The sequence below is a fragment of the Aeromicrobium fastidiosum genome (assembly GCF_017876595.1).
GTDB lineage: Bacteria > Actinomycetota > Actinomycetes > Propionibacteriales > Nocardioidaceae > Aeromicrobium > Aeromicrobium fastidiosum.
Genome location: NZ_JAGIOG010000001.1, coordinates 1,439,197 through 1,454,325, shown reverse-complemented (window position 1 = coordinate 1,454,325; position 15,129 = coordinate 1,439,197). Strand labels below are relative to the sequence as shown.

The following is a 15,129-nucleotide window of genomic DNA, read 5'->3' as shown; positions in this document are numbered from 1 at the left end:
TATCAAGGTTACGCGCCAGTAGGCCCATGCCGAGGAGACCCATGAAGCTGCAGCTGTCAGACGAGGACATCGCCTTCCGCGAGGAGATGCGTACGTTCTTCACCACCCAGATCCCGCAGGACATCCGTGACACCGTCGCGGCACGCCGCGAGCTGTCCAAGGACCAGATCGTCCGGTCGATGCAGGCGATGAACGCCGCCGGCATCGCGGTGCCCAACTGGCCCGTCGAGTGGGGCGGCAAGGATTGGACGCCGCTCCAGCGCCACATCTGGCACGAGGAGATGCAGCTGGCCGGCGTCATGCCGCCGCTGGCCTTCAACGCCTCGATGGTCGGCCCCGTCATCGCCGCCTTCGGCTCCCAGGAGATCAAGGAGCGCTTCCTGCCCAAGACGGCCAACCTCGACATCTGGTGGTCGCAGGGATTCTCCGAGCCCGACGCCGGCTCCGATCTCGCCTCGCTGCGGACCACGGCGGTCAAGGAGGGCGACGAGTACGTCGTCAACGGACAGAAGACGTGGACGACCCTCGGCCAGTACGGCGACTGGATCTTCACGCTCGTGCGCACCGATCCCGACGTCAAGAAGCAGGCCGGCATCTCGTTCCTGCTGATCGACATGACGTCACCGGGCCTCACGGTCCGCCCGATCGAGCTGATCGACGGCGGGCACGAGGTCAACGAGGTCTTCTTCGACAACGTGCGCGTGCCGGCCGAGAACCTCGTCGGCGAGGAGAACAAGGGCTGGGACTACGCCAAGTTCCTGCTCGGCAACGAGCGCGTGGGCGTCGCCCCCGTCGGATCGACCAAGCGCACCCTGGCCCAGGCCAAGGAGTACGCCAAGACTGCCGGTGCCGGTGGCACGTCGCTGCTCGACGACCCCTTGGTTGCCGCGCAGATCGCCGAGCTCGAGAACGACCTGCTGGCCCTCGAGCTGACGGCGCTGCGCGTCGTCGCGAACTCCGCCGACGGCAAGCCGCACCCCGCCTCGTCCGTGCTGAAGCTGCAGGGCACGGTCCTGCAGCAGGCCGTGACCGAGCTGTGGGTCGACCTCGCGGGCCCCAACGCCCTCGCCACCGGCGCAGCCGACGGCTCCGATGTGCCCGATCTCGCGCGCGTCGCCACGACCAACTACCTCAACTACCGGAAGGCGTCGATCTACGGCGGCTCCAACGAGGTGCAACGACAGATCATCGCCGGGACGATCCTGGGACTGAGGGGCTGACATGGACTTCACACTCGACTCCGAGCAGACCGCGCTGCGCGACGCCGTGCGCGGACTCCTCGGCAAGGCCTACGGCTCGTCCGAGGACCGTCGCACCGTCACCAAGACCGATCCCGGCTGGGACGAGAAGACCTGGCAGCGACTCGCCGAGATGGGTGCCCTGGGGCTGCCCTTCGCCGAGGAGGACGGCGGCTTCGGCGCCGGTCCCGTCGAGGTCTCGATCGTCGCGGAGGAGATCGGGCGCGTCATCGCCCCCGAGCCGTACGTCGAGGCTGTCGTGCTCGCGGGTGGTCTCGTGGCCGCCGCCGGCACCGCCGAGCAGCGCGCCGAGATCATCGGAGCGCTCGCCGAGGGCCAGCTCGTCCCGGCGTTCGCCCACACCGAGCCCGGCAACCGCTACAGCGAGGTGCCGACGGTCACGGCGACCAAGGACGGCGACGCGTGGACGCTCTCGGGCGTCAAGGAGCCCGTGCTGGGTGGCGCTCGCGCCGACCTGCTGATCGTCAGCGCGACGATCGACGGCGGCACGGGTCTGTTCGTCGTCCAGCCGGACGCCTCGGGCCTGACCCGCACGTCGTACGCGACGTTCGACGGCGGACGCGCGGCGCACGTGGCGTTCGACTCGACGCCGGCGACGCCGCTGGGCGAGCCCGGTGCCGACCAGTCCGATGTCATCGCGTCGGCCGTCGCTGCCGCGCAGATCGCCTACGGCCACGAGGCGCTCGGCGCGATGGCCTTCGCCCTGGAGACCACGACCGAGTACCTGAAGTCGCGCAAGCAGTTCGGCGTCCCGCTCATGACGTTCCAGGCGCTGACGTTCCGGGCCGCCGACATGTACGTGTCGCTCGAGCTCGCCCGCTCGACCGTCACCTGGGCGACGCTCGTCCAGCTCGACGGTGGCGACGACGCAGCAGTGCTCGAAGCGGCGTCACGGGCGAAGCTGCAGGTCAGCAAGGCCGGCCGGCACATCGGGCAGGAGGCCATCCAGCTGCACGGCGGCATCGGCATGACCGCCGAGTACAGCGTCGGTCACTACACGAGCCGGCTCACCGCGATCGATCACGCCCTCGGCGACGGCCGTCACCATCTGACCGCGCTGTCGAAGACCCTGGACGACCACGAGGCCGTCGAGCCCCTGCCCTGATCAGGGCCAACCGCCCGAGGGGCGGTGCGCTGGCGTCCACCTTCGTCGCAGAAGTGGACGCTGGCGCACCGCCCCTCGGCACGTCCGGGTGCGTCGCAGGTGCGCGTCAGGACGTCAATGCTCGCGCGTCGGCCATGACCCCGGCGACGAAGATGCCCACCGCATCGGCGTAGTACTCGTCGGAGTCGCCGCACTCGACCATCGCCGGGGCGGCGACCCGCAGGCGGGGGTAGCGGTCGGCCGGCAGCGACTGCAGCAGCGCCAGCTTCGCCTCGAGCGCCGCGCCGCGATCGGCGGGCTTGATCGAGGTCTCGGCACCCGGCTCCGCAGCGACCAGCGTCGTGGCGATCATCATGGCGTAGTGCGCCACGGCAGCGGCCTTGTCGACGTCGAACCCCGCGGTCATGAGCTTGTCGAGCGTCGCCTCGGTGATCTCGCGTCCGGGATCGGTGAGCAGGATCCGGTGCGGCAGCAGCGACGCGGCCCGCGGATGCGCCCGCATGACGTCGACGAGCGCCGTCATCGCCTCGCCGAGGTAGTGCTCGAGGTCGAGCGCTAGGTCGGGCAGCCGCAGACCGGCGACGACCGCATCGCCGACGGCGTCGAGCAGGGCGTCCTTGTTGGAGAAGTGCCAGTACAGAGCCATGGGCGTCACGCCGAACTCGTCGGCGACCCTGCGGACGGTCAGCGCGTCGAGCCCCTGCTCGTCGACGATGCGCAGGGCGCTGGCGACTACCTCGTCGCGATTCAGGGAGATCTTGGCCTTCACGTTGACAACTATACGACATATATGGTGCAGTTCCTGTACATCGTAAATGTACAACGTAAAGGAGTGGTCATGGACGACCGCAGAAACATCTGGGCCCTCGTGGCCGTCGCACTGGCGACGTTCATGACGTACCTCGACAACAACATCATCAACGTCGCGATCCCCGTGATCGAGGACGATCTCGGGCTCAGCACCGCAGGCATGGAATGGGTCGTCAGCTCGTACATCCTGACCTTCGCCGGCCTGATGCTGATCGGCGGACGACTTGCCGACCTGCTGGGCCGACGGCGCATCTTTCTCATGGGGCTGGGTGTCTTCACGGTCGCCTCTCTCGGCGCAGGCCTCGCGGGCAACGTCGAGATGCTCATCGGAGCCCGTGCGGTGCAGGGCGTGGGGGCCGCGCTGCTGACCCCGACCACGCTCGCGATCATCTCGGCGACCTTCACCGACAAGCGCGAGCGCAACGTCGCGGTCGGCGTCTGGGGTGCCGTCGGTGCGCTGGCCCTGGCGGCCGGCCCACTCCTGGGCGGCCTGCTGAGCCAGCACGTCGCCTGGGAGTGGATCTTCTTCATCAACGTGCCGCTCGGCCTCGCGACCGCCGCCCTCGCCGTGTGGGCCATCGACGAGTCGCGGGACGCCGTCGAGCGTCGCCTCGACCTGTGGGGCCTCGTCGCGTCGACGATATCGCTGTCGACGCTGACGTTCGCGCTGATCGAGGGCAACGGCCGCGGCTGGGACTCAGCGCCCATCCTGCTGTCGTTCGCGGTCGCCGCCGTCACCGCCGCGTGGTTCGTCCGGGTCGAGCTCACCGTGACCGACCCGATGGTCGACCTCGGGCTGTTCCGCGACCGTGTCTACACCGGTGCTCTCGTCTCGCTCATGCTGTGGGCGTTCGGGCTGTTCGGCATCTACTTCTTCACCTCCCTCTACCTGCAGGGCGTGCTGGGCTTCTCACCCACCCGGGCCGGGCTCACCTTCGTCCCGATGGCACTGTGCATGGCCGTCGCCGCCGCGAGCTCGGAGGGCATCGCCCGCAGGTTCGGTGCGCACCGGTCGGTCAGCCTCGGCATGGGGCTGATGGGGGTCTCGATCGCGTCGGTCGCGCTGTTCGGCCAGGACGCCGGGATGCTCGACCTGATGCCCAGCTTCGTCGCGATGGGCATCGGCGGCGGGCTGACGATCCCGCTGACCGCCGTCGTGCTCGGCATCATGCCGCAGGACCAGGCGGGGGTGGCCTCGGGCGTCTTCAACACCTCGCGCGAGCTGGCCGGGCTGCTCGGCATCACCGTCATCGGCGTCATCCTGACCTCCCGCCAGGACTCCGCGCTCGCGTCAGGGGCGCTGCCGCTCGACGCGTTCCTGAGCGGCTACCGGCTCGGCCTCCTGGTCGCCGGCGCATTGGTCGTCGCGGGCGCGGCCGCGGCGTGGGCGGCGCTGCGCCGGGTCGACGACGAGGCGGTCGAGCATCCGGACGTCGTGCTCGCGGCTTGAGCGCCGGCGTGCGGTCCGGGACGTGAAGGACCCCTCGCGTACCCGACAGAGCTCACTGACCCTTGCTGCCTTCCGGCCCTGGGGGAGTTGGGTGATGTGTCGCCACGCGAGGGGCTGGCCCCCATCATACGGAGGCATCCCCCCGGCCCCAACCCGGGTGAGCGGACCGCCCACGGGGGTGCGCGCGGATAGACTCGCGCCCATGTCTTCCCAGCCTCGTCGCGCCTCGACGACCAGGACCTGGCCGGTGTTCATCGTCATCCTCGTGCTCGCCGGCATCGCTGCCGGGGCCTGGTCCCTGTCGGGGCCGGCCGGCTCCACGCCCGACGAGGACTTCCACCTCGCCAGCATCTGGTGCGGCCAGGGCACCGACGCCCACTGCGCCAAGGGTGCGAGCAGCGACCGGCGCACCGTCCCTGAAGGCCTCGTGACCGGTGCCCAGTGCTTCGCCACGAAGCCGGCCGAGAGCGCCGACTGCCTCGGCACCGACTACGGCGACGACCCGAAGCCGACCTTCGAGACGGATCGAGGCAATTTCAGGGGCGACTACCCGCCGGTCTACTACGCCGTGATGCACACGTTCGTCGGAGACGACATCAGCAAGTCGGTGCTCACGATGCGGGCGTTCAACGTGCTGACCTTCCTGGTCATCGTCGCGGCCGTCATGGCTCTCGTGCCTCCCATGCTGCGTCGCGTCACCGCCTGGACCTTCGTGCTCGCGTCGGTGCCGCTGGGCATCTGGATGATCTCGTCGATCAACCCTTCGGGCTGGACGATCGTCAGCGCGGGCACGCTGTGGGTCTGCTTGTACGCGCTGCCCGATGCCGTCGGATGGCGCCGCCCAGCTCTGGTGATCACGGCGATACTGACGGCAACCATGGGAGTCGGATCGCGGACGGACTCCTGCCTGTTCACCCTCATGGCCGTCGCACTCGTCTTCATCATGCGCCCACGCGATGTCCTGCGATCGAAGACGGCACTCGCCACGGGCTCGGTCATCGGCGTGGCGTCACTGTTCGTGTTCCTGACCGCCAAGCAGTCGGCCGCCGCCGTCGACGCCTTCGGCGCGCAGATGGCCCCGAGCGACCTCAGCAGCCCTGCCCTGCTGTGGAACAACGTCCAGAACCTACCGGTCATGTGGACGGGCGTGTGGGGCGGATGGCCTCTCGGCTGGGTCGACACGCCGCTGCCACCCGTCGTGCTGGTCGGATCGCTCCTGCCCTGGGCCGCGCTGCTGTTCGTGGCCCTCCGCAACGGCAGTCGTCGACAGATGACCGCCATGGCCCTCCTCGCCGCTGCGCTGGTCACCTACCCGCTGTTCCTGGTCACGCGCTCGCACCTGCTCATCGGTCAGGGCGTGCAGCCCCGCTACCTCGTGCCGATCGTCGTGATGCTGACCGGCATGACCCTGCTCGTCACGAAGGCAGGTTCGTACGTTCCGAGTCGAGGCCAGATCGCCCTCGTGACGGTCGCTCTGGGCGCGGCGAACTCCTTCGCGCTCCACACCGCCATCCGTCGCTACGTCACGGGCCTCGACGTCGTCAGCATCGACCTGGACGCCGGTCGTGAGTGGTGGTGGAATCTCCCGATCACCCCGATGGCAGTGTGGATGGCAGGCTCCCTGGCCTTCGCCGCTGTGGTCTGGCTCGTGCTGAACACCTTCTCGCCGCTCGGCGACGGCGACGTGGCCGGTCTGCCCGTCGACGGCGCTGCTCCCGGCACCGACGCGGGACACCGCCGCGCTCTCGTCGACGCACGAACGGCGGCGACAGAGCCGGACGATCGCGAGGTCGGCGGCGCTCACGCGAGCCGCGACGCCGGGGACCCTCCCGGTTCACCGGGCCTCGAGTCGAACGGGTAGCCTCTTCGACGGAGGATTCGCATAGTGGCCTAGTGCGCTCGCTTGGAAAGCGGGTTGAGTGAAAGCTCTCAGGGGTTCGAATCCCCTATCCTCCGCCACAGCGCCCTGTTAGAGGGCCTATTCCAACCCATACTGCGATCGCAACCCGAGGGCCACCGCTCCCACGGCGCCTGGCACCGACCACTCGTGGACGACCTTCCTGTTCACCGTGTCACGCAAACCTCTACGATCGACGACCTCGACACTACGGGCGGCATCGAGGGTGCCGACGCCAGACTTGATGAGTGCCTCCTTGCGTACCCATACCCGAATGGCTGAGGCTCGAGGCTCCTCCTGAGAGTCGATCCACCCCTGCTCACGGACAGTCAGAGCCGACCGCGGAGGTCCCGGACGATCGAGGCGCTCGACGTCGATGCCGCAGCCGACCCAGTGCGCGACCGCCGCCACATGCCCTCGCGTGTGACTCAGACTGATCGACACGTCACCGCGCCCGGCGAGGCGAGGGACGCCGTGCTCGTCGCTGCCGCAGTCGGGGCATGACGACTCCACCACCAGGCTCCCCGCCGTCACTCCGAGAAGAGCTCCGGCACACTCCCGGACGAGTCGGTGCGCCGCCACGTACGCCGTGCGGTCGGTCTGATGCCTGAACAGGGCAGCCCTGCTCGACTCCGCGCACGACAGCGCCACGAGAGCGTCGCCAACCTCGGCGACAGGCACGAACCGCCACACCGCCTGCTGGTCCACTACACCTCCTCGACCGCTGGCCGGGGGTCTGACGACGACGCGGTCACAGCCGCTGGACGGCTGCCGTGCACTGCTGCACCCGACCGCTGGTGTCCAGCAGGAGCACGCTGGACCCCGCGAGCCTCTCCAAGTCGTACTCGGCGTGGGGCTGCAGCAGGACCACCAGGTCGGCCTCGGCCGCCGCGACGTAGACGTCGTCGACCCGTTGCAGAGCGGGCTCGCCTCCCGGACAGGGACTCCAGGACTCGACGAGAGGGTCGTGGAATCGCACAGCAGCACCCCAGTCCGCGAGCCGCCGCGCGATGGGAGCTGCCGGAGTCTCTCGACAGTCGGCGACATCCGGCTTGTACGTCACCCCGACAAGGAGGAGAGATGAACCCTTCACCGGCCGTGACGCGTCGTTGAGCATGCGTTGCACCCGCTCGACGACGTAGCGGGGCGCACCAGCGTTGACCTCCTCCGCCAGCTCAAGCATCCGGAAGGGCGAGCCAAGCTCCTTGCGGACGTGATGTCGTAGGTATCCGGGGTCGACCGGGATGCAGTGCCCGCCCACGCCTGGGCCGGGCCGAAACGCCATGAACCCAAAGGGCTTGGTCTCAGCGCAACGGATGACGTCCCACAGGTCGATCTCGAGCTCGTTGCACAGGCGAAGCAGCTCGTTGACCAAGGCGATGTTGACGTGGCGGAACGAGTTCTCGAGGAGCTTGGCCATCTCGGCTTCCCTCGTGCCACGTGCCTCGACGACGGTCGAGACGATCTGCTCGTAGAACGAGCGCGCCCGCCGCGTGCACTCCTGCGTCATGCCTGCGACCACCTTCGGCGTGTTGCGGATCCCGAACTCGGGATTGCCGGGGTCGATGCGCTCCGGAGAGAAGGCGACGAAGACGTCGCTGCCCACGACGAGCCCGCCGGCCGATACGAGCGGAGCGAAGATCTTCTCGGTGGTCCCGGGATAGATGGTCGACTCCAGGACGCACAGCGCTCCCGGCCGAACGTGCTGACCGATCGCCCGGGCGGCGGCCTCGACGTGCCGGAGGTCCGGTTGGCCGTCCACGTCCAACGGCGTGGGCACGCAGACGATCACCTCAGTGGCGTCGATGATCTCGGACGGATCCGAAGATGCTCGGAACCCTCTCTGCAGGGCACGCCTGACTGCGTCGGCCTTCACGTCGTCGACGTGGGAAGACCCGGCATTGAGGCTCTCGACCACGCCGGCATCGGTGTCGTAACCAACCACCGACAGCCCCGACTCGACCAAGTTCATGGCGAGCGGCAGGCCCACATAGCCCATCCCGATCACCACAGCATGACTCTTCACAGATCCCCCGATCTCGACGCTGCACGCCCAGGCGGCTGCCATGGCAGCCGCCTCCGCCCGCTGCTAGCCTACGATTGCTTCTGACAGAGTGTCCCTCGGGGGGAACCGACATGTCTTTGACGAACCACGCCTGCGCAGGGCGCGAAGCGCCTGGGCGTCAAGGTGTGCTGAGCGCACTTCGTCAGCGCGTGGAATTCGCCCCCGACTCCGTCGCCCTCACGACCTCGTCCGTGTCGGTCACGGCTTCGGAGCTCTGGGACCGCGCCATTGCCATGTCTCGACAGCTCCGCGAGGTCGGCGTGCGCGAGGCCGACCTCGTGGCGGTCCAGGTGCCCCGCGGGCCCGACGTCGTGGTCGCGATGCTGGGCACCTGGTTGAGCGGAGCGGCCTTCGTCCCGATCGACCAGTCGACTCCTGACGAACGCCGCGCCGAGATCCTCAGTCGCTCCGGTGCCGCCGCGACGATCGAGACCGGACTTGCCGTGCGGGGGCTCGACACCACCAAGGTCCCGCGCGACGCCGCCTACGTCATCTACACGTCCGGCTCGACCGGGTCTCCGAAGGGGGTTGTCGTCGGCCACGACGCACTCCGTCGGCACACCGATGACATCATCGGTCTCCTCGGCCTCTCGAGCGGCTCGGTCGTCCTGCAGTTCGCGAGCATCGCCTTCGACGTGGCACAGGAGGAGATCTGGCCGACGCTCGTCGCGGGCGGCACGGTCGCCTTCTTCGAGGGACCCGTCCCCGACGTCGCCGAGCTCGGGGACGTGACCTCGTCGCTGGGTGTCACCGTCCTACAGCTTCCCACCGCCTACTGGCGTCTGGCGTGCCAGACCCTCACGCCCGCCGATGCGCCCCTCTTCGCCGGCGTGGCGATCGTGGTCATCGGTGGTGAGAACGCGACCGCGCTCGATCTCGCGGCGCACCGCGCCTCGGCCCTGGGCCACACCACCCTCGTCAACGGGTACGGACCGACAGAGGCCGTCGTCACTGCCACGGCCTTCACCATCGGACCCCATGACCCGCTTCCAACCTCGGCGGGGTTGCCGATCGGGACCGCGGTCGGCGACCGTGTCGCGCATGTCGTGGACGCCGAGGGCAGGCCGACCACGGCCGGCGACCCCGGCGAGCTCTGGATCGGCGGCTCGACCCTGGCCGACGGCTACCTCGACGACCCTGACCAGACCGCCGACCGTTTCCGCCCCGACCCGTGGAGCGACAGCGGCACCCGCATGTATCGCACCGGCGACCTCGTCGTCGAGCACTCCACCGGGCAGCTCGAGTTCCTTGGTCGTGTCGACAACCAGGTCAAGGTCCGCGGGCACCGCATCGAGCTCGAGGAGATCGACCGTCACCTCCTCGAGGCCAACGGGGTCACGGCCGCGGTCGCCTTCGTCCTGGACGACGGTGCCGGCGGCAGCGTCCTGGGTGCCGCGGTCACCGGATCGAGCGGCCTGACCAGCGAGTCGATCCGCCGTGAGATCGGGGGGCGGGTGCCGAGCTACCTCGTGCCCACTGTCATCAGCGTGACCGACTCGTTGCCCCTGACCACGTCCGGGAAGATCGATCGTCGCCGCGCCGCCGATCGGCTGAGCCGTCCCGCGGCCGTGCCGTCGTCGGTCGGCGACGACCCGCTGAGCGTCGTCGTCGGGCTCATGCGTGAGCTGCTGCTCGATCCCGGCATCGGCCCCGACGACGACTTCATCGGGGCCGGCGGCGACTCCCTCATGGCGATGCGGATCAGTGCTCATGCCCGCGACTCCGGACTTCCCCTGCGACCCACCGATCTCCTGCACGCCCGAACTGCGCGGGCAGCCGTCGACCGGGCGATCGAGCGGTCCGATGGTGCCGCGAGCCGGGCTCCCGAGGAAGCTGGTCCCGTTGCGATGCTGCCTGCGCAGCACCGATGGCTGCACGACGGTCCTCTGGTCGATCCAGACCAGTTCTGCCTGAACGCGTTGTTCTCCACCGACCCCGGACGCGACGTCGACGAGCTCGTCGGTGTCGTGCAGTCGCTACGGGAGCGCCACCCTGCCCTGCGAACGGCGCTGCTGGACGACGGGTCGGTCCGACTCGGCACCAACGACATCGAGGGGGCACGCGATGCCGTCCGCGTCGTCGATCTTCGCGACGTCCCGCCGTCGGAGCAGCGCTCGACCGTCGAGCAGCACCTCGCTGACGCTCAGACCTCGCTGTCGCTGTCCACGGGTCGGGTGCTGCAGCTGCTGGTGCTCGAGCTGGGCGACGGCTCGGCGCGGATGCTGCTGACCGTGCACCACTTCGTGCTCGACGGCGTCTCCGTGGGCCTGCTCGTGGACGATCTCGAGAACCTGCTGGCCGGTGCCCACGTGACGTCGGCCGTGACCGGTCCCCGCGCCGTGGGCGAGGCGCTGACGACCTGGCTCACCACCGCAGAAGCCCGCCAGGACGCACGCGACTGGGCGACGTCGACCCGCCCGTTCGCCGCCCTGCGTGCCACACGCGACGACGACGACCGCCTGCCCACCCTGCGCACCGACCGGTTCCGGCTCTCGGCCAAGCTGACCTCGACGATGACCGAGCTGGGCCGTCAGGACATCCCGACCCATGCGTTCGTGCTGTGCTGCCTGGCCGGCGGGCTGGCCCGCTGGTCCGGCGAGACCACGCACGGCGTCGACGTGTACGCGCACAGCCGCGACATCGCGGTGGGCGATCTCGATCTGTCGCGCACCGTGGCCTACGTCCAGAGCACCTTTCCAGTCGTCGTCGACTGGCAGGGCTCCGGGCGGCGTGCCTTCGACGCCGCTTTCGGCCAGCTCGCACAGATCCCCGTCCGGCGATACGGCTTCGACGCCCTCCGGTTCTGCTCCCCGGACGCCGACGTGCGCCAGCAGCTGTCGTCACTGCCGCGACCGGCGGTCCGGCTCAACTTCCGCGGTCACCTGCTGCGGCTCGAACAACGCGCGACCGAGCAGGTCCTGCGGCCGGCGACGGAAGACTTCGGCGCGCACCGGTCCCCTCGCCAGCGCGAGCGATACCTGCTCATGGTCGAGGGCGACATCGTCGACGGCGAACTCGAGGTGTCGCTCAAGTACTCGACGGGTCGGTGGGACCCCTCCGACATCGCGCGGCTCGCCGCCAGCATCGAGGACGTGATGACCGAGGTGCTCGACGAATCGGCCGCACCTGCAGACGGCGGTCACCTGTGACACGCCCCGCGACCGCTGACCACCGCACTCCCCTCGTCCCAGGCGTCCTCGACGAGCATCAACCAGCGCAGGGCAGCGCTGCTGGTTGGCCGCTGGTCCTCTACTTCCACCACGTGCACCCCGACGTCCGGCACTACACCGCCCTGACGCCCACGTCGTTCGCCGCCGGCCTCGAAGCCGTCCTCGCCCGCTTCACGCCGCTGGACCCCCGGTCGTTCGGGCGCGAGGCCGTGCCGCGTCCCGAAGAGCCGTCCGTCCTGATCACGTTCGACGACGGCTACCGCGACAATCACGACATCGCACGTGCCATCCTGCGCGACGTCGGCGTGCGGGCCGTGTTCTTCGCCTGCACCGGGCTCCTCGGACAGCGTTCCGCCCACGCCCGCGAGGACTACATGAGTCTCACGGAGTGCGACGCCCTCGTCGACGACGGCCACGTCGTCGCGGCGCACACCCGGACCCATCCGCACCTGGACCGCATCGACCCCGGAAGGGTTCAGGACGAGGCGCTCGGCTCGATCGAGGACATCGCCCGGCGCTACGGTCCCGCAGCAGCGCGACTGTTCGCCTACCCATACGGCGGCATACCCGAGCGGATCGACCTGCCCGACGGCACTCTCGCCTTCGGCTCGGTCAGGTCTCCCGCCACCCCGTGGACCGACCACCCCCAGTCGATCAGGCGGACCTACCTGCCGTCCGGCCACCAACTGCTCTGGCCCGACCTGATCGACCGGTGGCACCGCGACTGGAAGCTCGACGACGGAGCGGAGGGTTCCCGATGACAGACACCGACCAGACGAGCAGCGGGTTGCGTGCCCGACTCGTCGGGAGCCTGCCCGCGACCCGGGCGTCACGCATCATCGCCCTGAACGCCCTCGTCGGATCGACCGGGACCGGACTGTTCCTTGCCGGATCGGCGATCTACTTCACCCGCTTCGCGGACGTGTCCGAGCCGCAGCTCGGCGTCGTGCTGGCCATCGCTGGCGCGATCGGCCTGGCGACGACGGTGCCGATCGGCCGTCTCGGCGACCGCTACGGACCCCGCAACGTCCTTGTCGCCGCCGCGGTCTGGCGGGCCGCGGGCTACATCGCCTACCTCTTCATCTCCGGATTCACCCAGTTCCTGGTCGCCGCGTGCCTGCTCTACCTCGTGGACCGAGCCGGCCAGCCGCTCAACCAGGCGCTGGTCGGCCGGCTCATCACCGGCACTGAGCGCAACCGCACGATGGGCTTCATCCGGTCGCTCCACAACGTCGGGTTCACGATCGGCTTCGGTCTGGCGGGCATCGCGCTGACCGTGGGAACGGTCGAGGCGTTCCGGCTCCTGTTCATCGGCAACGCCCTCAGCTTCGTCGTCATCGCGCTGACCCTCCTGCGGTTGCCGAATGTCGACGTGCGGGTGACCGACGACTCGGACAAGCCTGAGCCCGTCGTACCGCCGATCCGCGATCGATCGTTCGTCACCGTGACGCTTGCCAACGGCATCCTGTTCCTGCACGACGCGATGTTGACCGTCGTGCTGCCGCTGTGGGTCGCCGAGCACACCGAGGCCCCGATCTGGATGGTCACAGCCCTCGTCGTGACCAACACCGTGCTGACGATCTTCTGCCAGGTCCCGGTGACCCGGCACATCGCCGACCCGCGCTCCGCACGACGCTCCATGTGGGTGTCCGCATGCACACTGTCGGCGGCGTGCGGCGCGTTCACCGTCAGCGGGCACACCGACGGTGCCATCGCCACGGCCGTGGCGCTGTTCTGCGCCCTCCTGCTGCTGACCATGGCCGAGCTCCTGCACTCAGCGGCGTCGTGGGAGGTGTCGTTCGCCATGTCCCCGATCGTCGGCCAAGGGCGCTACCTCGCCTTCTACGACCTCGGATTCTCGGCTGCCGAGATCATCGGCCCGGTCGTCCTGCTGTGGCTGATCGCCCACGCCGGCCCCGAGGGATGGCTGTTCGTCGCTGCCGTGCTGCCCCTGGCAGCCCTCATCAGCAATCTCGGCTCGCGTCACCTCCCCGACACCCCTACCCCCGATCCCGCGGAGGCTGGACAGACGTCCGGCTCCCACCCGACCCCGGAGGACACGTGACCGCCAACCCACCCCCGATGCACCTGCTCATCATCTCGGGAGGCCGAGACCTGCCCGACCGGGCCCGCGCCCTGTGGCCCGGGCTGCGCACCAGCGTCATCTGCCGGCCCGAGGTGCTCCCGCGGGTCCGCAGCAAGGACCAGGTCACCCGGCTGCTCTCGATCCGCGAAGATGCACCCGTCGAGGAGTGGCTGGCCGCAGCACGATTCATCCACGCCGTCGACCCGATCGACCGCATCGCCAACTACAGCGAGAAGGACACTGAGCACACCGCCGCCATCGCCGAGGACCTCGGCCTGTCGTGGCACAGCACGAGGACCCTTCGAGCCGTCAACGACAAGACCCAGATGCGCCACGACCTAGCCGAGGCCGGCCTGGGCGGGATCGCCGCTGCCGCGGTGACGACCAAGGCCGAGGTCGAGGCATTCGCCGCCGCGCATGGCTACCCGCTGATCTGCAAGCCGGTACGTGGCACGGCGAGCAAGGGCGTCACCCGGGTCGACGGGCCGGACGACATCGACGCGGCCCTCTCGTGGGGCACGTCCGGAACCAAGGACCTCGACTCGCACGAGCTCATGGTGGAGCAGTTCGTGACCGGCGTGGAGTTCAGCGTCGAGGCGCTCAGCGAAGCAGGTGAGCACTTCGTCGTGGGCGTCACCGGCAAGATCTCCGAGCACGACCACTTCGTCGAGCTCGGCCATGTCATGCCTGCCGACATCACCGACGACGTCTCGACCCGCATCCACGCTGCCGTCGATACCGCCCTGACCGCGCTCGGTGTGCGCGACGGGGTCACCCACACCGAGGTCATCGTGTCCGACGACGAGGTCCACATCGTCGAGACCCACCTGCGTCCCGCCGGGGACGAGATCCCGGAGCTGTGGTCGCGGATCCGCAAGGTCGACCTGCTGGACGCAGTGGCCAAGCAGTCGTTGGGCCTGCCTGCCCTGGCCGAGACCCGCGCTGGTGCGAGCGTCGTCAACGAGGCACCCGCGGCGGCGATCTGGTATGCCTGTCCCGATGCTGTCGGCGAGCTGACAGCAGTCGACGGCGAGGACGAGGCCAAGGCCAGCCCGGGAGTGGCGGCCGTCGAGGTGCTCCGCGACATCGGTGATCGCCTCGAGGGAGTCACCGGTTCGTTCGCCAGAGCCGCACATGTGTGCGCATTGGGCGACACCGTCGCCGAGGCGCTGGCGAGAGCACAGGGAGGAGTCGGTGCGATGCACTTCACCGTCAAGGCGAGCGGCTGGACGAGCCAGACCAGCCACACCACCCAGACCATTTCCTGACGCAGTTCTGATCACCCAT

At 69.3% G+C, this 15,129-nt stretch carries 11 protein-coding genes, 1 tRNA gene and 1 other RNA gene; 9 read left to right on the top strand and 4 right to left on the bottom strand.

The features are described 5' to 3' along the window. Positions 1 to 41: 41 nt before the first annotated feature. Positions 42 to 1,220 carry an acyl-CoA dehydrogenase family protein gene (locus tag JOF40_RS07180; protein WP_129181418.1) on the top strand — a complete coding sequence of 393 codons (1,179 nt, stop codon included), beginning with the start codon at positions 42 to 44 and terminating at the stop codon, positions 1,218 to 1,220. 1 nt (position 1,221) lies between these two features. Next, on the top strand, positions 1,222 to 2,364 hold the full coding sequence (locus JOF40_RS07175) for an acyl-CoA dehydrogenase family protein (protein ID WP_129181416.1): 1,143 nt from the start codon (positions 1,222 to 1,224) through the stop codon (positions 2,362 to 2,364). Between the two features lie 106 nt (positions 2,365 to 2,470). Here JOF40_RS07175 and JOF40_RS07170 read toward each other — a convergent pair whose 3' ends face one another. Beyond that, positions 2,471 to 3,133, bottom strand: a complete 663-nt coding sequence (locus JOF40_RS07170; RefSeq protein WP_188111717.1) for a TetR family transcriptional regulator — start codon at positions 3,131 to 3,133, stop codon at positions 2,471 to 2,473. 69 nt (positions 3,134 to 3,202) lie between these two features. Between JOF40_RS07170 and JOF40_RS07165 the strand changes: the two genes are divergently transcribed. Then, entirely contained in the window at positions 3,203 to 4,624 is a 1,422-nt protein-coding gene (locus tag JOF40_RS07165) for an MFS transporter (protein WP_129181412.1), read from the top strand. Between the two features lie 22 nt (positions 4,625 to 4,646). Here JOF40_RS07165 and ffs read toward each other — a convergent pair. Further along, an RNA gene (ffs, locus tag JOF40_RS07160) (signal recognition particle sRNA small type) lies at positions 4,647 to 4,743 on the bottom strand. An 83-nt stretch (positions 4,744 to 4,826) separates the two neighbouring features. Between ffs and JOF40_RS07155 the strand changes: the two genes are divergently transcribed. Next, positions 4,827 to 6,485 (top strand): DUF2142 domain-containing protein, encoded by a 1,659-nt coding sequence (locus JOF40_RS07155; RefSeq protein ID WP_129181410.1) that lies wholly within the window; start codon positions 4,827 to 4,829, stop codon positions 6,483 to 6,485. A gap of 10 nt (positions 6,486 to 6,495) precedes the next feature. Further along, positions 6,496 to 6,583, top strand: a tRNA-Ser gene (locus JOF40_RS07150). 19 nt (positions 6,584 to 6,602) lie between these two features. Here JOF40_RS07150 and JOF40_RS20200 read toward each other — a convergent pair. Continuing rightward, positions 6,603 to 7,229: a 4'-phosphopantetheinyl transferase family protein gene (locus JOF40_RS20200; RefSeq protein WP_129181408.1), complete on the bottom strand. Its 627-nt coding sequence runs from the start codon at positions 7,227 to 7,229 to the stop codon at positions 6,603 to 6,605. Between the two features lie 43 nt (positions 7,230 to 7,272). Then, the gene (locus tag JOF40_RS07140) at positions 7,273 to 8,589 is read right to left on the bottom strand and encodes a nucleotide sugar dehydrogenase (protein ID WP_129181406.1); all 1,317 of its coding nucleotides are present in this window, start codon (positions 8,587 to 8,589) and stop codon (positions 7,273 to 7,275) included. 146 nt (positions 8,590 to 8,735) lie between these two features. Between JOF40_RS07140 and JOF40_RS07135 the strand changes: the two genes are divergently transcribed. Genes JOF40_RS07135 through JOF40_RS07120 form a run of 4 tightly spaced genes read left to right on the top strand, consistent with a single transcriptional unit; the run spans position 8,736 to position 15,110 of the window. After that, positions 8,736 to 11,735: an amino acid adenylation domain-containing protein gene (locus tag JOF40_RS07135; RefSeq protein ID WP_209674438.1), complete on the top strand. Its 3,000-nt coding sequence runs from the start codon at positions 8,736 to 8,738 to the stop codon at positions 11,733 to 11,735. After that, a complete protein-coding gene (locus tag JOF40_RS07130; protein WP_188111716.1) occupies positions 11,732 to 12,517 on the top strand; it encodes a polysaccharide deacetylase family protein in 786 nt (261 codons plus the stop codon). The genes JOF40_RS07135 and JOF40_RS07130 overlap by 4 nt, the downstream gene beginning before the upstream one ends. Then, positions 12,514 to 13,821, top strand: coding sequence for an MFS transporter (locus tag JOF40_RS07125; protein ID WP_129181399.1), 1,308 nt, complete (start codon positions 12,514 to 12,516; stop codon positions 13,819 to 13,821). The genes JOF40_RS07130 and JOF40_RS07125 overlap by 4 nt, the downstream gene beginning before the upstream one ends. Further along, on the top strand, positions 13,818 to 15,110 hold the full coding sequence (locus JOF40_RS07120; protein WP_188111715.1) for an ATP-grasp domain-containing protein: 1,293 nt from the start codon (positions 13,818 to 13,820) through the stop codon (positions 15,108 to 15,110). The genes JOF40_RS07125 and JOF40_RS07120 overlap by 4 nt, the downstream gene beginning before the upstream one ends. Positions 15,111 to 15,129 lie beyond the last annotated feature (19 nt).

Excerpts from the sequence above, each read along its gene's own strand:
- JOF40_RS07125 (WP_129181399.1), top strand. The coding sequence starts at position 12,514 with ATGACAGACACCGACCAGACGAGCAGCGGGTTGCGTGCCCGACTCGTC.
- JOF40_RS07140 (WP_129181406.1), bottom strand. The coding sequence starts at position 8,589 with ATGGCAGCCGCCTGGGCGTGCAGCGTCGAGATCGGGGGATCTGTGAAG.
- JOF40_RS07155 (WP_129181410.1), top strand. The coding sequence starts at position 4,827 with ATGTCTTCCCAGCCTCGTCGCGCCTCGACGACCAGGACCTGGCCGGTG.
- JOF40_RS07175 (WP_129181416.1), top strand. The coding sequence starts at position 1,222 with ATGGACTTCACACTCGACTCCGAGCAGACCGCGCTGCGCGACGCCGTG.
- JOF40_RS07180 (WP_129181418.1), top strand. The coding sequence starts at position 42 with ATGAAGCTGCAGCTGTCAGACGAGGACATCGCCTTCCGCGAGGAGATG.
- JOF40_RS07165 (WP_129181412.1), top strand. The coding sequence starts at position 3,203 with ATGGACGACCGCAGAAACATCTGGGCCCTCGTGGCCGTCGCACTGGCG.